General features: G+C 70.9%; 17 protein-coding genes. 16 read left to right on the forward strand and 1 reads right to left on the reverse strand.

The window, feature by feature from the left end; all coding sequences use genetic code 11:
- Nucleotide 1: 1 nt before the first annotated feature.
- The 10 genes from ruvX to nusB all read left to right on the forward strand — a co-directional run bounded on the left by ruvX (nt 2) and on the right by nusB (nt 9,296).
- Nucleotides 2–472, forward strand: a complete 471-nt coding sequence (ruvX, locus tag ACIA8F_RS25680; RefSeq protein ID WP_243334308.1) for a Holliday junction resolvase RuvX — start codon at nt 2–4, stop codon at nt 470–472.
- A gap of 127 nt (nt 473–599) precedes the next feature.
- Nucleotides 600–2,321 carry an endolytic transglycosylase MltG gene (mltG, locus tag ACIA8F_RS25685; RefSeq protein ID WP_399382160.1) on the forward strand — a complete coding sequence of 574 codons (1,722 nt, stop codon included), beginning with the start codon at nt 600–602 and terminating at the stop codon, nt 2,319–2,321.
- Between the two features lie 6 nt (nt 2,322–2,327).
- A complete protein-coding gene (locus ACIA8F_RS25690) occupies nt 2,328–3,155 on the forward strand; it encodes a shikimate dehydrogenase (RefSeq protein ID WP_399382162.1) in 828 nt (275 codons plus the stop codon).
- 179 nt (nt 3,156–3,334) lie between these two features.
- Entirely contained in the window at nt 3,335–4,519 is a 1,185-nt protein-coding gene (gene aroC / locus ACIA8F_RS25695) for a chorismate synthase (RefSeq protein WP_399382164.1), read from the forward strand.
- 44 nt (nt 4,520–4,563) lie between these two features.
- Nucleotides 4,564–5,046: a shikimate kinase gene (locus ACIA8F_RS25700; protein WP_399382249.1), complete on the forward strand. Its 483-nt coding sequence runs from the start codon at nt 4,564–4,566 to the stop codon at nt 5,044–5,046.
- Nucleotides 5,043–6,134, forward strand: a complete 1,092-nt coding sequence (aroB, locus tag ACIA8F_RS25705; protein WP_399382166.1) for a 3-dehydroquinate synthase — start codon at nt 5,043–5,045, stop codon at nt 6,132–6,134. Before ACIA8F_RS25700 ends, aroB begins: the two co-directional genes overlap by 4 nt.
- A gap of 135 nt (nt 6,135–6,269) precedes the next feature.
- On the forward strand, nt 6,270–7,028 hold the full coding sequence (locus ACIA8F_RS25710) for an AAA family ATPase (RefSeq protein ID WP_399382168.1): 759 nt from the start codon (nt 6,270–6,272) through the stop codon (nt 7,026–7,028).
- Nucleotides 7,029–7,120: 92 nt separating this feature from the next.
- Complete coding sequence (locus tag ACIA8F_RS25715; RefSeq protein ID WP_399382170.1) at nt 7,121–8,230, forward strand: M24 family metallopeptidase; 1,110 nt, start codon at nt 7,121–7,123, stop codon at nt 8,228–8,230.
- 59 nt (nt 8,231–8,289) lie between these two features.
- Nucleotides 8,290–8,856 (forward strand): elongation factor P, encoded by a 567-nt coding sequence (gene efp / locus ACIA8F_RS25720; protein WP_389697108.1) that lies wholly within the window; start codon nt 8,290–8,292, stop codon nt 8,854–8,856.
- Between the two features lie 2 nt (nt 8,857–8,858).
- Nucleotides 8,859–9,296 carry a transcription antitermination factor NusB gene (nusB, locus tag ACIA8F_RS25725; RefSeq protein ID WP_214948214.1) on the forward strand — a complete coding sequence of 146 codons (438 nt, stop codon included), beginning with the start codon at nt 8,859–8,861 and terminating at the stop codon, nt 9,294–9,296.
- Between the two features lie 190 nt (nt 9,297–9,486).
- Here nusB and bldD read toward each other — a convergent pair whose 3' ends face one another.
- The gene (gene bldD, locus ACIA8F_RS25730) at nt 9,487–9,987 is read right to left on the reverse strand and encodes a transcriptional regulator BldD (protein WP_069929708.1); all 501 of its coding nucleotides are present in this window, start codon (nt 9,985–9,987) and stop codon (nt 9,487–9,489) included.
- Between the two features lie 240 nt (nt 9,988–10,227).
- Here bldD and pyrR point away from each other — a divergent pair, with 240 nt between their 5' ends.
- The 6 genes from pyrR (at nt 10,228) to carB (ending at nt 18,268) form a co-directional block, all read left to right on the forward strand.
- Entirely contained in the window at nt 10,228–10,836 is a 609-nt protein-coding gene (gene pyrR / locus ACIA8F_RS25735; protein WP_399382173.1) for a bifunctional pyr operon transcriptional regulator/uracil phosphoribosyltransferase PyrR, read from the forward strand.
- 129 nt (nt 10,837–10,965) lie between these two features.
- Nucleotides 10,966–11,955, forward strand: a complete 990-nt coding sequence (locus ACIA8F_RS25740; protein ID WP_399382175.1) for an aspartate carbamoyltransferase catalytic subunit — start codon at nt 10,966–10,968, stop codon at nt 11,953–11,955.
- Between the two features lie 2 nt (nt 11,956–11,957).
- Nucleotides 11,958–13,244, forward strand: a complete 1,287-nt coding sequence (locus ACIA8F_RS25745; RefSeq protein ID WP_399382177.1) for a dihydroorotase — start codon at nt 11,958–11,960, stop codon at nt 13,242–13,244.
- Nucleotides 13,241–13,822, forward strand: coding sequence for a hypothetical protein (locus ACIA8F_RS25750; protein ID WP_399382179.1), 582 nt, complete (start codon nt 13,241–13,243; stop codon nt 13,820–13,822). Before ACIA8F_RS25745 ends, ACIA8F_RS25750 begins: the two co-directional genes overlap by 4 nt.
- On the forward strand, nt 13,819–14,967 hold the full coding sequence (carA, locus tag ACIA8F_RS25755; protein WP_399382181.1) for a glutamine-hydrolyzing carbamoyl-phosphate synthase small subunit: 1,149 nt from the start codon (nt 13,819–13,821) through the stop codon (nt 14,965–14,967). The genes ACIA8F_RS25750 and carA overlap by 4 nt, the downstream gene beginning before the upstream one ends.
- Nucleotides 14,960–18,268 (forward strand): carbamoyl-phosphate synthase large subunit, encoded by a 3,309-nt coding sequence (carB, locus tag ACIA8F_RS25760; protein WP_399382183.1) that lies wholly within the window; start codon nt 14,960–14,962, stop codon nt 18,266–18,268. The genes carA and carB overlap by 8 nt, the downstream gene beginning before the upstream one ends.
- Nucleotides 18,269–18,287: the final 19 nt, after the last annotated feature.

Consider the following 18,287-nt stretch of genomic DNA (forward strand, 5'->3'; position numbering starts at 1 on the left):
GATGACACTGCGCCGCGGCCGCCGTCTGGCCATCGATGTCGGTGACGCCCGGATCGGGGTCGCCTCGTGCGACCCCGATGGGGTGTTGGCCACACCGGTGGAGACCGTTCCGGGCCGGGACATCCCCTTCGCCCACCGGCGGCTGCGGCAGCTCGTCGCGGAGTACGAGCCCATCGAGGTGGTGGTCGGTCTGCCCCGTTCGCTCAGCGGGCGGGAAGGGCCGGCCGCGGCCAAGTGCCGCGCCTTCGCCACGGAACTCGCCAAGGGCATCAAACCCGTGACGGTGCGTCTGGTGGACGAGCGGATGACGACGGTCACCGCCGCCCAGGGCCTGCGGGCCTCGGGCAAGAACGCCAAGAAGAGCCGGTCGGTCATCGACCAGGCGGCCGCCGTGGTGATCCTGCAGAACGCTCTGGAGACCGAACGGGTATCAGGTAATCCGCCCGGTGAGTGCGTCGAAGTGGTTGTCTGATCGCGATACGGTAACGTTCCGCGCGATGTGACGGCATTCGAACAGCCGTCGCCCATCAGAAGAGGCGGAACCGTGTGTCGCGGCAGACGGAGTCGCGGCCAACGCCCTGCGGCGCGCTAGGGGATCGATGACTGAGTATGGCCGGGGCCCTGGCCCCGAACCGTGGCACCCCGAGGACCCGCAGTACGGGGACCAGGGGTGGACCGGGCACGAGGCCCAGCAGGGTCAGATGCCCTATGTCGGAGGCCCGCAGCAGTACCAGCAGCAGGAGCCTCAGCCCCAGCAGGCCTACTACGCGCAGCAGCAGGGCCAGTACCCCCAGGCCCAGCAGATGCCGTACCCGCAGCAGCAGGTGCCGTATCCCCAGCACCCGCAGCAGCACCAGCAGCACGCTCAGCAGCAGGAGTCGTACGGGGGCCAGGGCCAGGTCTGGGACACCGGGCAGGGGCACTACGCCCAGGCCCCGCAGGCCGCCGACCCGTACGCGGGCGCGGACCCGTACGCGCAGCAGCAGACGAGCGGCTACCCCGGCGAGGCCCCCGACCTCTACGGCACCCCCGAGGCGTTCCCGCCGCCGCGGCCCCCGAGCATGCGGCACCTGGACACCGAGGAGCAGTGGCAGGAGGAGGCCGGGGCCGACGAGGCCGCGGATTCCTTTCTCGCGGGCGGCGGCAGCGGCGGCATGGACGACGACGAGGGTGACGACGGCGACGACGGCGGTCGCGGCGGCCGCCGGTCGGGCCGCTCCGGCGGCCAGCCGAAGAAGCGCAGCGGCATGGCCTGCCTCGTCGCGGCCGTGGTCATCGTCGGCGTGCTCGGCGGTGGCGGCTACTACGGCTACAACTACATCAAGGACAAGTTCGGCGCGGCCGAGGACTTCGCGGGCTCCGGTATCGACGAGACCGTGGACGTGGAGATCCCCAAGGGCGCCGGCCTGGGCCAGATGGGCCGCATCCTCAAGGAGCAGGGCGTCGTCGCGAGCGCCCAGGCGTTCGTGGACGCGGCGAGCGGCGTCAAGGGCGGCATGTCCATCCAGCCCGGCATCTATCCGCTGCGGAAGAAGATGTCGGCGGCCGCCGCGGTCGAGGTCATGACCGACCCCTCCAAGCTGCACGTCCTCACGATCTCCGAGGGCATGCGCAACAGCGTGGTCTACGACGCGATCGACAAGAAGCTCGAGAAGCCGGCCGGCACCACCAAGGACATCGCCCTGAAGGAGGCCAAGTCCCTCGGCCTGCCTGCCTGGGCGAACAACGACCCGAAGATCATCGACCCGCTCGAGGGCTTCCTGTACCCGGCGCGCTACGACCTGAAGAAGGACAGCACGCCCGAGTCCCTGCTGAAGCAGATGGTCAAGAACGCCACGGACAAGTACACGGAGCTCGGGGTCGAGGGCAAGGCCAAGGAGCTGGGGCTGGAGAACCCGCTCCAGGTGATCACGGTCGCCAGCCTCGTCAACGCCGAGGGCAAGAACCACGACGACTTCCGCAAGATGGCGGAGGTGGTCTACAACCGCCTCAAGAAGACCAACGACGTCACGAACCAGAAGATCGAGTTCGACTCGACGTACAACTACGTCAAGAACCAGAGCGAGATCAACTTCAACCTCACCGAGGCGAAGGCGTTCGTGAACCCCTACAACACGCACAACGTCAAGGGCCTGCCTCCGGGTCCGATCGGGAACCCGGGCACGGACGCGCTGACCGCCACGCTCAGCCCGGACCACGGGGGCTGGATGTTCTTCGTGTCGGTCGACGGCGACAAGACGACCTTCACCAAGACCTACGACGAGCACCTCAAGCTCGTGGCCGAGTTCCAGGCACGGCAGAAGCAGAAGAACGGCGGGTAGCAGGACATGTCACGGATACGGGCCGCGGTGCTGGGGTCTCCCATCGAGCACTCCCTCTCGCCGGTGCTGCACCGCGCCGCGTACCAGGAGCTCGGCCTCGGGGACCGGTCGTACGACCGGTTCGAGATCGACGAGGCCGCGCTCCCCGGCTTCATGGCACGGCTCGGCCCCGAGTGGGCTGGGCTGTCGCTGACCATGCCGCTGAAGCGGGCGGTCATCCCGCTGCTCGACGGGATCAGCGATACGGCCGCCTCCGTGGAGACGGTCAACACCGTCGTCTTCACCGAGGACGGCCGCACGGTCGGCGACAACACCGACATCCCCGGCCTGCTCGCCGCCCTGGGCGAGCAGGGCGTGCAAAAGGTGGAGTCCGCCGCCGTCCTCGGCGCGGGCGCCACCGCCTCCTCGGCGCTCGCCGCCCTGGCCCGGATCTGCACCGGCGAGGTGACCGCGTACGTACGCTCCGAGGCCCGGGCCGCGGAGATGCGCGCATGGGGCGAGCGGCTCGGCGTGGAGGTCCGTACGGCCGACTGGTCGCGGGCGGCCGAGGCGCTGGCCGCGCCGCTGGTCATCGCCACCACCCCGGCCGGCGCCACGGACGAGCTGGCCGGCTCCGTGCCCGCCGCTCCGGGCACCCTCTTCGACGTGCTGTACGACCCCTGGCCCACCCCGCTGGCCGCGGCATGGACCGGGCACGGCGGCAAGCTCCTCGGCGGCCTCGACCTCCTGGTCCACCAGGCGGTCCTCCAGGTCGAGCTGATGACCGGCTGCCCCACCGCTCCGCTCGCCGCCATGCGCGCCGCGGGCGAGGCGGCGCTGCGCGCCCGCCACTGAGCGGGACCGCGGCCCCTTCCTTGATCCGCAGGTCGCCCCGGGCCGGGGTGCGCCGCCGTCCGATAGCTGGACCGAGGGCGGTGTACGGGCCCGGACATGGGAGGATCGGGGGTAGGCGGGTCCGGGCCGCGCACCCGATCGCGCCATCGATGAATCAGGCGCGAGCACGAGGAGCATCGTTGAGCAGGTTGCGTTGGCTGACGGCCGGGGAATCTCACGGCCCGGCTCTGGTAGCGACGCTGGAGGGGCTTCCCGCCGGCGTCCCGGTCACCACAGAGCTGGTGGCCGAACACCTGGCGCGGCGCCGGCTCGGCTACGGCCGCGGTGCCCGGATGAAGTTCGAGCAGGACGAGATCACTTTCCTCGGCGGTGTGCGCCACGGCCTGTCGCAGGGCGGCCCGGTCGCCGTGATGATCGGCAACAGCGAGTGGCCCAAGTGGGAGACCGTGATGTCGGCCGACCCGGTCGACCCCTCGCTCCTCAAGGAGACCGGCCGCAACGCGGCGCTGACCCGCCCGCGCCCCGGCCACGCCGACCTCGCGGGCATGCAGAAGTACGGCTTCTCCGAGGCGCGGCCGATCCTGGAGCGCGCCAGCGCCCGTGAGACCGCGGCCCGGGTTGCCCTCGGCGCCGTCGCCCGCTCCTTCATCAAGGAGGTCGCCGGCATCGAGATCGTCTCCCACGTGGTGGAGCTGGCCGCCGCCAAGGCCCCGTACGGCGTCTACCCGACCCCCGCCGACGTCGAGAAGCTCGACGCCGACCCGGTGCGCTGCCTCGACGCCGACGCGTCGAAGCAGATGGTCGCGGAGATCGACCAGGCCCACAAGGACGGCGACACCCTCGGCGGCGTCGTCGAGGTCCTCGCCTACGGCGTGCCCGTCGGCCTCGGCTCCCACGTGCACTGGGACCGCCGCCTCGACGCGCGCCTCGCGGCCGCGCTCATGGGCATCCAGGCCATCAAGGGCGTCGAGGTCGGCGACGGCTTCGACCTCGCCCGCGTGCCCGGCTCCAAGGCGCACGACGAGATCGTCTCCACCCCCGAGGGCCTCAAGCGGACCTCCGGGCGCTCCGGCGGCACCGAGGGCGGCCTGACCACCGGCGAGCTGCTGCGCGTGCGCGCGGCGATGAAGCCGATCGCGACCGTGCCGAAGGCCCTCGCGACCGTGGACGTCGCCACCGGCGAGGCCACCGTCGCGCACCACCAGCGTTCCGACGTCTGTGCGGTGCCCGCCGCGGGCATCGTCGCCGAGGCCATGGTCGCCCTGGTGCTGGCCGACGCCGTCGTCGAGAAGTTCGGCGGGGACTCCGTCCCGGAGACCCGCCGCAACGTGCAGTCGTACCTCGACAACCTGCAGATCCGGTGACCGGCGCCCGTACGACCGGACCCCTGGTGGTCCTCGTCGGCCCCATGGGGTCCGGCAAGTCCACCGTGGGCGAGCTGATCGCCCGGCGGCTCGGGGTCTCCTACCGGGACACCGACGCCGACATCGTCGCGGCCCAGGGCCGGGAGATCTCCGACATCTTCATCGACGAGGGCGAACCGTACTTCCGTGAGCTGGAGCGGGAGGCGGTCGCCGCCGCCGTCGCCGGCCACGACGGGGTGCTCGCCCTCGGCGGCGGCGCCGTCCTCGACGAGAAGACGCGCGAGCTGCTGACCGGGCTGCCCGTCGCCTACCTCTCGATGGACGTCGAGGAAGCCGTCAAGCGCGTGGGCCTCGGCGCCGCGCGCCCGCTGCTCGCCGTCAACCCGCGCCGCCAGTGGCGCGATCTGATGGAGGCCCGGCGCCCCCTGTACACCGAAGTCGCGCGCGTCGTGGTGGCCACGGACGCCCGCACCCCCGAAGAGGTCGCCCAGGCGGTCCTCGACGCTCTGGAGTTGAAGAACGCATGACAGACCAGGTGACGCGGATCCAGGTCGGCGCGAGCGCCGGGCACGACGCGTACGAGGTGCTGGTCGGCCGGCAGCTGCTCGGCGAGCTCGGCTCTCTGATCGGTACGAAGGCCCAGCGGGTCGCCGTGATCCACCCCGAGGCCCTCGCCTCCACCGGTGAGGCCCTGCGGGACGACCTCGCCGCACAGGGGTACGAGGCCGTCGCCATCCAGGTGCCTAACGCCGAAGAGGCCAAGACGGTCGAGGTGATGGCGTACTGCTGGAAGGCGCTGGGCCAGTCCGGCTTCACCCGCAGCGACGCCATCGTCGGCGTCGGCGGCGGAGCCACCACCGACCTCGCGGGCTTCGTCGCGGCCTCCTGGCTGCGCGGGGTGCGCTGGATCGCCGTGCCGACCACCATCCTGGCGATGGTGGACGCGGCCGTCGGCGGCAAGACCGGCATCAACACCGCCGAGGGCAAGAACCTCGTCGGCGCCTTCCACCCGCCGGCCGGAGTGCTCTGCGACCTGGCCGCGCTGGACTCGCTGCCGGTCAACGACTACGTCAGCGGTCTCGCCGAGATCATCAAGGCCGGATTCATCTCCGACCCGGTGATCCTCGACCTGATCGAGGCGGACCCCGAGGCGGCGCGCACGCCGGCCGGCCCGCACACCGCCGAGCTGATCTGCCGCTCCATCCAGGTCAAGGCCGACGTGGTCTCCAGCGACCTCAAGGAGTCGGGCCTGCGGGAGATCCTGAACTACGGGCACACCCTCGCGCACGCCATCGAGAAGAACGAGCGCTACAAGTGGCGCCACGGCGCGGCCGTTTCGATCGGCATGGTCTTCGCCGCCGAACTCGGCCGGCTCGCGGGCCGGCTCGACGACGCGACGGCCGACCGGCACAAGGCCGTCCTCGCCTCGGTGGGGCTGCCGCTGACCTACCGCGGCGACCAGTGGCCCAAGCTGCTGGAGACCATGAAGCTCGACAAGAAGTCCCGGGGCGACCTGCTGCGCTTCATCGTCCTGGACGGGCTGGCCAAGCCGACCGTCCTGGAGGGTCCGGACCCGGCCGTCCTCGTGGCGGCCTTCGGCGAGGTCACGGCCTGAGCCGGTTCGGGCCGGTGCGAACCGTCCCGAACCGTCCTGAACCGGGCCGCCTCCCGACCGCGTGACCCGGGGAGCCGCCGGGGTCATATAACGTTCTCGCATCAGTCGTGGTGGAACGAGACGGAGTGGCAGCGGATGCAGCAGGGAGTGGGAGGCGGTGGCTGGGAGCCGCCGGGGAGCAGGCACCCCGCGGCGCCCCCGCAGCCGGGAGTACCGCCCGTCGCGGGCTGGCCCGCGCCTCCCGCGCCCTCCGCGCCCGCGGCGCCGCTGGCCGCGCCGGGTCCGCCGGACGGGTTCACCGGGCACGTGCCGCTGCCGCCCGCCGCACCCGGCACCGGCGGAGCCGTCCTCGCGGTCCTGCTGATCGGCCCCGCGGGCGCCGGCAAGACCACGGTGGCCCGCCACTGGGCCGGCACCCGGCCCGTCCCCACCGCGCACGTCAGCCTCGACGACGTACGGGAATGGGTGTGCTCGGGCTTCGCGGACCCGCAGGCCGGGTGGAACGACCACTCGGAGGCCCAGTACCGCCTCGCCCGCCGCACCTGCGGCTTCGCCGCCCGCAACTTCCTGGCCAACGGGATCTCCTGCATCCTCGACGACGCCGTGTTCCCGGACCGGCCGGTGGTGGGCCTCGGCGGCTGGAAGCGCCACGTGGGACCGGCGCTGCTCCCCGTCGTGCTGCTGCCGGGCCTGGAGATCGTCCTGGAGCGCAACGCCGCCCGCTCCGGCAACCGGCGCCTCTCCGACGAGGAGGTCGCGCGGATCCACGGCCGCATGGCCGGCTGGTACGGATCCGGGCTGCCGATCATCGACAACTCCCACCTGGACGTCGAAGGCACCGCCCGGGCCCTGGACGAGACCCTGGCCCGGGTCATCTCGCAGCCCGCCTACTGAATCCCCGCCCGCGGCGCCCGAGGGGCCGGGCCCGGCCCCCGTACGGCTGCGCTCACCAGGCCGGATGCGCGCGGCGCTCGTAGGCTCGGAACATGTCAGACGTGTACGCGGCCCGCCGGGGCCTGCTTCGCGACCGCTGTGCGGCCGCCGGAAACGCCGCCGCACTCATCACGCGTCCGGCGAACGTCCGTTACCTCTCCGGGGCGTCGCCGCTGGGCGCGGTGCTGCTGGTCGGCCCGGGCGCCGAGGACATGCTGTTCTGCGCCGGACAGCCCTCCGGGGAGGCCGACGAGGGGCGGCTCGACGAGAACCTGCGGTTCTCCGTGCTGGCCGGGCCCGGGGCGGATCCCGCCGTCGCGGCGGCCGACGCGGCCTCCGCGGCCCGCGCCGATTCCCTCGCCGTCGAGGAACACCACCTCACCGTCGGCCGGCACCGCGCCCTGGGCTCGGTGGCGCCCGGACTGCGTCTCGCGGACCTGGGAACCGCGGTGGAACAGCAGCGCCTCGTCAAGGACGAGGAGGAGATTGCCTGCCTGCGGATCGCCGCCGAGATCGCCGACCAGGCCCTCGGGGAGCTGCTCGAATCGATCCTGGTGGGCCGCACCGAACGGCACCTCGCACTGGAGCTGGAACGCCGCCTCGTGGACCACGGGGCGGACGGCCCGGCCTTCCCGACCTCTGTGGGCACGGGCCCGCATTCCGGCCGCTCCCGGCACCGGCCCTCGGACCGGCGGGTCGAGGAGGGTGATTTCCTCTCCGTCTGCCTCGGCGCGAACTACCGGGGCTACCGCTGCGAGATCGGCCGCACCTTCGTGATCGGCACCACCCCCGCCGACTGGCAGATCGAGCTCTACGACCTGGTCTTCGCCGCCCAGCGGGCGGGCCGCGAGGCCCTCCTGCCCGGAGCCGCGTACCGAGATGTGGATCACGCGGCCCGCTCCGTACTCGACTCCGCAGGTCACGGCGAGGCCCTCGCGGCGTGGACCGGACACGGTGTCGGTCTCGAAATCGACGAGGACCCGCAGCTTGCACCTACGGCCATGGGTAAACTGGACGCTTGCGTGCCGGTCACCGTCGAACCGGGGGTTCACCTCCCCGGCCGGGGCGGTGTCCGGATCGATGACACGCTCGTCGTACGCCCCGAGGCGGACGGCGGTCCCGAGCTACTCACCATTACGACCAAGGAGCTGCTCGCGCTCTAGCCCGCGTCGCCGGGCTGTGCGCGCACCCGTGGTCTTCCAGTGCAGGAGATTCCCAAACCGTGGCTTCCACGAACGACCTCAAGAACGGCATGGTGCTCAAGCTCGACGGTGGCCAGCTCTGGTCCGTCGTCGAGTTCCAGCACGTCAAGCCCGGCAAGGGCCCGGCCTTCGTGCGCACCAAGCTGAAGAGCGTCATGTCCGGCAAGGTCGTCGACAAGACGTTCAACGCCGGCACCAAGGTCGAGACGGCCACCATCGACCGCCGCGACATGCAGTTCTCCTACATGGACGGCGAGTACTTCGTGTTCATGGACATGGAGGACTTCGACCAGCTGATGGTCGACAAGAAGGCCGTCGGCGACGCCGCCAACTTCCTGATCGAGGGCTTCACCGCCTCCGTGGCCCGCCACGAGGGCGAGGTGCTCTACGTCGAGCTCCCGGCCGCCGTCGAGCTGACCATCCAGCACACCGACCCGGGCGTCCAGGGCGACCGCTCCACCGGTGGCACCAAGCCGGCGACGCTGGAGACGGGCCACGAGATCCAGGTCCCGCTCTTCATCAACACCGGTGAGAAGATCAAGGTCGACACCCGCACCAGCGACTACCTCGGCCGGGTGAACAGCTAACCGTGGCTGCCCGGAGCAACGCGCGCAAGCGCGCTTTCCAGATCCTGTTCGAGGCCGACCAGCGCGGGGTCTCCGTGCGCGAGGTCCTCGCGGACTGGGTCCGCCACTCGCGGTCGGACACCGACCGCCAGCCCGCGGTGAACGAGTTCACCATGGAACTCGTCGAGGGGTACGCCGACAAGGTGGACCGCATCGACGATCTGATCGCCACCTACGCCGTGGACTGGGACCTCGACCGCATGCCGGTCGTGGACCGGAACATCGTGCGCCTCGGTGCCTACGAGCTGATCTGGGTCGACGGAACCCCGGACGCCGTGGCCATCGACGAGGCCGTCCAGCTGGCCAAGGAGTTCTCCACGGACGAGTCGCCCTCGTTCGTGAACGGACTGCTCGGCCGCTTCAAGGACCTCAAGCCGAAGCTGCGCCGCAGCGAGAGCTGACGGGCGCCGGTACGGCGTGAACGGAGGGCCCGCAGCGCACGCGCGCTGCGGGCCCTCCGTCGTCTGCCCGGGGGCACGGACGGGGGACCGGAGGCGGGACCGGACGTGGGCACGAAAAAACCGGTGGGTTCCGGGCGCCTTTCGGCTCCCGGAACCCACCGGTAAACGTTTCTGCTGAGACCTGGGAGGACTAGATGTCCTCGTGCGCCACCGCGCGACGCGCATCCGCGTCCAGGACGCCCCAGCTGATGAGCTGCTCGGTCAGGACCGAGGGCGACTGGTCGTAGATGACGGCGAGGGTGCGCAGGTCGTCCTGGCGGATCGAGAGCACCTTGCCGTTGTAGTCGCCGCGCTGGCTCTGGATGGTCGCCGCGTAACGCTGCAGCGGGCCGGCCTTCTCGGCGGGGACGTGGGCGAGGCGCTCCAGGTCCAGGCGCAGCTTCGGCGGCGGCTCGGCCGCTCCGCCGGGGGTCGTACCCGGCAGCAGTTCCTGCACCGGCACCCCGTAGAAGTCCGCCAGCTCGGCGAGACGCTGGACGGTCACGGCGCGGTCTCCGCGCTCGTAAGAACCGACCACCACGGCCTTCCACCGGCCCTGGGACTTCTCCTCGACACCGTGGAGGGAAAGGCCCTGCTGGGTGCGGATGGCGCGGAGCTTGGCCCCGAGCTGTTTGGCGTATTCGCTGGACATAACGCTCCCGGACGCTGTGACGACATGACCACGTGCGGCTCCGCCGCGCGGCTGGTAACTCACTGTGAGGTTACGCAGCGTTACTTGGATGCGTCAAGCCGAATGGTCACCAACGCCCACGTAAGAGGGGTCCTGGTCTGCCCCGATGCCCGGTCGCGGGAATACCCCTGGTACCGTGGAAACCGTAGATCCGACGTCCTTTAAGGTCCGTCCCGTGAGGCGGAGAAGGAGGTCCTTTTCATGGACACTCAGCAGTCGCAGTTCCCGCAGTCCCAGAGCACCGGTGCCGATGCCGATGTCATGCGCCCCGTTCTCGAAGCGCAGGACATCGCCCGTGTTCTGACCCGCATCGCCCACGAAATCGTCGAACGCGCCAAGGGCGCCGACGACGTGGTGCTCCTCGGAATTCCCACCCGCGGCGTCTTCCTCGCCCGCCGGCTGGCCACCAAGCTCGAAGAGATCACCGGTGTCAAGATCCCGGTCGGCTCCCTCGACATCACCATGTACCGCGACGACCTGCGGATGAAGCCGGCCCGGGCGATCGGCCGCACCGAGATTCCCGGCGACGACATCGACGGCCGCCTGGTCGTCCTCGTCGACGACGTTCTCTTCTCCGGCCGCACCATCCGCGCCGCCCTCGACGCGCTGGGCGACCTCGGCCGCCCCCGCGCGGTGCAACTCGCGGTCCTCGTCGACCGCGGCCACCGCGAGCTGCCGATCCGCGCCGACTACGTCGGCAAGAACCTCCCCACGTCGCTGCGGGAGAACGTCCAGGTCCAGGTCCAGGAGGAGGACGGCCGAGACGCCGTACTGCTCGGCCAGCGGACCGCCCGGGCGGCCGGACAGTAGTCCCGTGCCTGCGGCCGGGCCCCTCGGGTCCGCGCCGGAGCCTGCCCTGCCCGCACGCCCCCAGCCAGCCCGCACGCCTCCCCACGCCCTCGCCACGGCTTTGACATCAACGACTTACGGAGCACCCGGATGAAGCGCCACCTCATCTCGGCCGCCGATCTCACGCGCGACGACGCCGTCCTGATCCTCGACACCGCCGAGGAGATGGCCCGAGTCGCGGACCGGCCGATCAAGAAGCTGCCCACCCTGCGCGGCCGCACGATCTGCAACCTCTTCTTCGAGGACTCGACCCGGACCCGGATCTCCTTCGAGGCCGCCGAGAAGCGCCTCTCCGCCGATGTCATCAACTTCGCGGCCAAGGGGTCCAGCGTCTCCAAGGGCGAGTCCCTCAAGGACACCGCCCAGACCCTCGAGGCCATGGGCGTGGACGCGGTCGTCATCCGCCACCACGCCTCCGGCGCCCCCTACCGCCTCGCTACCTCCGGCTGGATCGACGCCCCGGTGATCAACGCCGGCGACGGCACCCACGAGCACCCCACCCAGGCCCTGCTCGACGCCTTCACCATGCGCCGCCGCCTGGTCGGCCGGGACGCCGGGCTCGGCAAGGACCTGAACGGCCGCCGGATCACCATCGTCGGCGACGTCCTGCACAGCCGGGTCGCCCGCTCCAACGTCCAGCTGCTGCACACCCTCGGCGCCCAGGTCACCCTGGTGGCCCCGCCCACCCTGGTGCCCGTCGGCGTCGAGGCCTGGCCGTGCGAGATCTCGTACAGCCTGGACGAGGTGCTGCCGAAGTCCGACGCCGTGATGATGCTGCGGGTGCAGCGCGAGCGGATGAACGCGGCCTTCTTCCCGACCGAGCGCGAGTACTCCCGCCGCTACGGCCTGGACGGCGCCCGCATGGCACGGATGCCCGAGCACGCCATCGTGATGCACCCCGGCCCGATGGTCCGCGGCATGGAGATCACCGCCGAGGTCGCCGACTCCGACCGCTGCACGGTCATCGAGCAGGTCACCAACGGGGTCTCGATCCGGATGGCCGTCCTGTACCTGCTGCTCGGAGGCTCCGAGCCCGCCGTCACCACCACCAGCACGCCCCGCACCGAGGAGAGCAAGTAACCATGAGCAAGATCCTTATTCGTGGCGCGAAGGTACTCGGTGGCGACGTCCAGGACGTCCTGATCGACGGCGAAACCATCGCCGCCGTGGGCACGGACCTCGACGCCGGCGACGCGACCGTCATCGAGGCCGCGGGCCAGGTCCTCCTCCCCGGCCTCGTCGACCTCCACACCCACCTGCGCGAGCCCGGCCGCGAGGACTCCGAGACCGTCCTCACCGGCACCCGCGCCGCCGCCTCCGGCGGCTACACCGCCGTCTTCGCGATGGCCAACACCTTCCCCGTCGCCGACACCGCCGGCGTCGTCGAGCAGGTGTGGCGCCTGGGCAAGGAATCCGGCTACTGCGACGTCCAGCCCATCGGCGCCGTCACCGTCGGCCTGGAGGGCAAGCAGCTCTCCGAGCTGGGCGCCATGCACGAGTCCGCCGCCCGCGTCACCGTCTTCTCCGACGACGGCAAGTGCGTGGACGACGCGGTCATCATGCGCCGCGCCCTGGAGTACGTGAAGGCCTTCGGCGGAGTCGTCGCCCAGCACGCCCAGGAGCCCCGCCTCACCGAGGGCGCCCAGATGAACGAGGGCGTCGTCTCCGCCGAGCTCGGCCTCGGCGGCTGGCCGGCCGTCGCCGAGGAATCGGTGATCGCCCGCGACGTGCTGCTCGCCGAGCACGTCGGCTCCCGCGTCCACATCTGCCACCTCTCCACCGCCGGCTCCGTCGAGATCATCCGCTGGGCCAAGTCCCGCGGCATCGACGTCACCGCCGAGGTCACCCCGCACCACCTGCTCCTCACCGACGAGCTCGTGCGCTCGTACAACCCGGTCTACAAGGTGAACCCGCCGCTGCGCACCGAGGCCGACGTGCTGGCCCTGCGCGAGGCGCTGGCCGACGGCACGATCGACATCGTCGCCACCGACCACGCCCCGCACCCGCACGAGGACAAGGACTGCGAGTGGGCCGCCGCCGCCATGGGCATGGTGGGCCTGGAGACCGCGCTCTCCGTCGTCCAGCAGACGATGGTGGAGACCGGCCTGCTCGACTGGGCGGGCGTCGCCGAGCGGATGTCCTTCGCCCCGGCGCGCATCGGCAGCCTCCCGAACCACGGACGCCCCGTCTCGGCAGGTGAACCCGCGAACCTGACCCTGGTCGATACCTCGTACCGTGGTGTCGTGGACCCCGCACACTTCGCCTCCCGCAGCCGCAACACGCCCTACGAGGGCCGCGAGCTGCCGGGGCGCGTCACTCACACCTTCCTGCGGGGCCGGGCAACGGTCGTGGACGGGACGCTGGCGTGACACCTGCAGTAATCCAACTGGCCGCCGAGGGGACGCGGAAGTCGGCGGAGGTGACGGACTGGGGCGCCCGCATCGCGTGGGTCATCGGTCTGCTCGTCTTCATCGCCTTCGTGTACTGGCTGATGCGGCAGGGCTGGAAATGGCGCGGCACCCTGCAGAGCGATCTGCCGGAGCTGCCCGCCGCCCCCGACGGGCTCCCCGAGCACCGGCTGGCCCTGACCGGCCGGTACCACGGGTCCACCACCGCCGGGCAGTGGCTCGACCGGATCGTCGCCCACGGACTGGGCGTCCGCAGCCGGGTCGAGCTCACGCTCACCGACGCGGGCCTCGACGTGGTCCGTCCGGGTGCCACCGACTTCTTCGTACCGGCCGCGCAGCTGCGCGGCGCCCGCCTCGACAAGGGAATCGCGGGCAAGGTACTCACCGAAGGCGGTCTCCTCGTCGTCACATGGGCGCACGGCGACAGGCTGATCGACTCCGGATTCCGCTCCGACCGTGCGGCGGAACACGCCGCCTGGGTCGAAGCGATCAACGACATGAACCACTCAATCACCACGACGGAAGGCGCCGAACGATGACGACCTCCACCAGGGGAGCAGCCAAAGCTCCCGCCGTACTCGTCCTGGAGGACGGCCGGATCTTCCGCGGCCGCGCCTACGGCGCTGTGGGGGAGACCTTCGGCGAGGCCGTGTTCTCCACCGGAATGACCGGCTACCAGGAGACCCTCACCGACCCGTCGTACCACCGGCAGGTCGTCGTGATGACCGCCCCGCACGTGGGCAACACCGGAGTCAACGACGAGGACCCCGAGTCCTCCCGCATCTGGGTCGCCGGGTACGTCGTACGCGACCCCGCCCGCGTTCCCTCCAACTGGCGCTCCGTGCGCTCGCTGGACGAGGAGCTGGTCAAGCAGGGCGTCGTCGGGATCTCCGGCATCGACACCCGCGCCCTGACCCGCCACCTGCGCGAGCGCGGCGCCATGCGCGTCGGCATCTTCTCGGGCGAGGCCTGGGAGGGCGTCCGCGACGAGGCGCTGCTGGCCAAGGTCCAGGCCGCCCCGCAGATGAAGGGCGCCGACCTCTCCGCCGAGGTCGCCACCAAGGAGACGTACGTCGTCCCCGCGATCGGGACCAAGAAGTTCACCGTCGCCGCCGTGGACCTCGGCATCAAGGGCATGACCCCGCACCGGATGGCCGAGCGCGGCATCGAGGTGCACGTGCTCCCCGCCACCGCCACCGTGGAGGACGTGTACGCGGTCGCCCCCGACGGCGTGTTCTTCTCCAACGGCCCCGGCGACCCGGCCACCGCCGACCACGCGGTCTCCGTCATGCAGGGCGTCCTCGCCCGCAAGACCCCGCTCTTCGGCATCTGCTTCGGCAACCAGATCCTGGGCCGCGCGCTCGGCTTCGGCACCTACAAGCTGAAGTACGGCCACCGCGGCATCAACCAGCCGGTCCAGGACCGCACCACCGGCAAGGTCGAGATCACCGCGCACAACCACGGCTTCGCCGTGGACGCGCCCCTCGACAAGGTCTCGGAGACCGCCTACGGCCGCGCCGAGGTCTCCCACGTCTGCCTGAACGACAACGTCGTGGAAGGCCTCCAGCTGCTCGACCAGCCGGCCTTCTCCGTCCAGTACCACCCCGAGGCGGCCGCCGGCCCGCACGACGCCGCGTACCTCTTCGACCGTTTCGTGAATCTGATGGAGGCCGAGCGTGCCTAAGCGCACCGATATCCAGTCCGTCCTGGTCATCGGCTCCGGCCCGATCGTCATCGGCCAGGCCGCCGAGTTCGACTACTCCGGGACCCAGGCCTGCCGCATCCTCAAGGCCGAGGGCCTGCGGGTGATCCTGGTGAACTCCAACCCCGCCACGATCATGACCGACCCGGAGATCGCCGACGCCACGTACGTCGAGCCGATCACCCCCGAGTTCGTCGAGAAGATCATCGCGAAGGAGCGCCCCGACGCGCTGCTCCCGACCCTCGGCGGCCAGACGGCGCTGAACACCGCCATCTCCATGCACGAGCAGGGTGTGCTGGAGAAGTACGGCGTCGAGCTCATCGGCGCCAACGTCGAGGCGATCAACAAGGGCGAGGACCGCGACCTCTTCAAGGGCGTCGTCGAAGCCGTCCGCGCCAAGATCGGCTACGGCGAGTCCGCCCGCTCGGTCATCTGCCACACGATGGACGACGTCATCCAGGGCGTCGACACCCTCGGCGGCTACCCCGTCGTCGTGCGCCCCTCCTTCACCATGGGCGGCGCCGGCTCCGGCTTCGCCCACGACGAGGACGAGCTGCGCCGCATCGCCGGCCAGGGCCTCATGCTCTCCCCGACCACCGAGGTGCTCCTGGAGGAGTCCATCCTCGGCTGGAAGGAGTACGAGCTGGAGCTGATGCGCGACACCAAGGACAACGTCGTCGTCGTCTGCTCCATCGAGAACTTCGACCCGATGGGCGTCCACACCGGCGACTCCATCACCGTCGCCCCGGCGATGACGCTCACCGACCGCGAGTACCAGCGGCTGCGCGACATCGGCATCGCGATCATCCGCGAGGTCGGCGTCGACACCGGCGGCTGCAACATCCAGTTCGCGATCGACCCGGTCGACGGCCGCGTCATCGTCATCGAGATGAACCCGCGCGTCTCGCGCTCCTCGGCGCTCGCGTCGAAGGCCACCGGCTTCCCGATCGCCAAGATCGCCGCCAAGCTGGCCATCGGCTACACGCTCGACGAGGTCCCCAACGACATCACCGAGAAGACGCCGGCCTCCTTCGAGCCGTCCCTCGACTACGTCGTCGTCAAGGCCCCGCGCTTCGCCTTCGAGAAGTTCCCGCTGGCCGACGCCACCCTCACCACCACCATGAAGTCGGTGGGCGAGGCCATGGCCATCGGCCGCAACTTCACCGAGGCCCTCCAGAAGGCCCTGCGCTCGCTGGAGAAGAAGGGCTCGCAGTTCACCTTCGTCGGCCCCACCGGCGACAAGGAAGAGCTCCTCGCCACCGCGGTGCGCCCGACCGACGGCCGCATCAACACCGTCATGCAGGCCATCCGCGCCGGCGCCACCCAGGAAGAGGTCTTCGAGTACACGAAGATCGACCCCTGGTTCGTCGACCAGCTCTTCCTCATCAAGGAGATCGCCGACGAGCTGGCCGCCGCCGACAAGCTCCACCCCGAGCTGCTCGCCGAGGCCAAGCGCCACGGCTTCTCCGACAGCCAGATCGCCGAGATCCGCGGCCTGCGCGAGGACGTCGTCCGCGAGGTCCGCCACGCGCTCGGTGTCCGCCCGGTCTACAAGACGGTCGACACCTGCGCCGCCGAGTTCGCCGCGAAGACCCCGTACTTCTACTCCTCGTACGACGAGGAGTCCGAGGTCGCCCCGCGCGAGAAGCCCGCGGTCATCATCCTGGGCTCCGGCCCGAACCGCATCGGCCAGGGCATCGAGTTCGACTACTCCTGCGTCCACGCCTCCTTCGCCCTCAGCGACGCCGGCTACGAGACCGTGATGGTCAACTGCAACCCGGAGACCGTCTCCACGGACTACGACACCTCCGACCGCCTGTACTTCGAGCCGCTGACGCTCGAAGACGTGCTGGAGATCGTCCACGCCGAGTCGCTGGCCGGCCCCATCGCCGGTGTCATCGTCCAGCTCGGCGGCCAGACCCCGCTGGGTCTGGCCCAGGCCCTCAAGGACAACGGCGTCCCGGTCGTCGGCACCCCGCCGGAGGCCATCCACGCCGCCGAGGACCGCGGCGCCTTCGGCCAGGTCCTCGCCGAGGCCGGCCTGCCCGCCCCCAAGCACGGCACCGCCACCACCTTCGCCGGCGCCAAGGCCATCGCCGACGAGATCGGCTACCCCGTCCTCGTACGCCCCTCGTACGTGCTCGGCGGCCGCGGCATGGAGATCGTCTACGACGAGACCCGGCTGGAGTCGTACATCGCCGAGTCCACCGAGATCTCGCCGACCCGCCCCGTGCTGGTCGACCGGTTCCTCGACGACGCGATCGAGATCGACGTCGACGCCCTCTACGACGGCACCGAGCTCTACCTCGGCGGCGTCATGGAGCACATCGAGGAAGCCGGCATCCACTCCGGCGACTCGGCCTGCGCCCTGCCCCCGATCACGCTGGGCGGCTACGACATCAAGCGCCTGCGCGCCTCCACCGAGGCCATCGCCAAGGGCGTCGGCGTGCGCGGCCTGATCAACATCCAGTTCGCGATGGCGGGTGACATCCTCTACGTCCTGGAGGCCAACCCGCGCGCCTCCCGGACCGTCCCCTTCACGTCGAAGGCGACCGCCGTACCGCTCGCGAAGGCCGCCGCCCGCATCTCGCTCGGCACCACCATCGCCGAGCTCCGCGAAGAGGGCATGCTCCCGAAGACCGGTGACGGCGGCACCCTGCCGCTCGACGCGCCGATCTCCGTCAAGGAGGCCGTCATGCCGTGGTCGCGCTTCCGCGACATCCACGGCCGCGGCGTCGACACGGTCCTCGGCCCGGAGATGCGCTCCACCGGCGAGGTCATGGGCATCGACTCCGTCTTCGGCACGGCGTACGCCAAGTCGCAGGCCGGGGCCTACGGCCCGCTGCCCACCAAGGGCCGCGCCTTCATCTCCGTCGCCAACCGCGACAAGCGCACGATGATCTTCCCGGCGCGCGAGCTCGTGGCCCACGGCTTCGAACTGATGGCCACCTCCGGCACCGCCGAGGTCCTGCGCCGCAACGGCATCAACGCCACCGTCGTGCGCAAGCTCAGCGAGGGCGAGGGCCCGGACGGCGAGAAGACCATCGTCCAGCTCATCCACGACGGCCAGGTCGACCTGATCGTCAACACCCCGTACGGCACCGGAGGCCGCCTCGACGGCTACGAGATCCGTACGGCCGCCGTGGCCCGCGGCGTCCCGTGCCTCACCACGGTCCAGGCGCTCGCCGCGGCCGTCCAGGGCATCGACGCGCTCAACCGCGGCGACGTGGGCGTCTGCTCGCTCCAGGAGCACGCGGAGCGGCTGACCGCGGCCCGCGACTAAGAGCCCGTACGAAAGGGGG

The organism is Streptomyces sp. NPDC051563 (genome assembly GCF_044454225.1).
Lineage (GTDB): Bacteria > Actinomycetota > Actinomycetes > Streptomycetales > Streptomycetaceae > Streptomyces.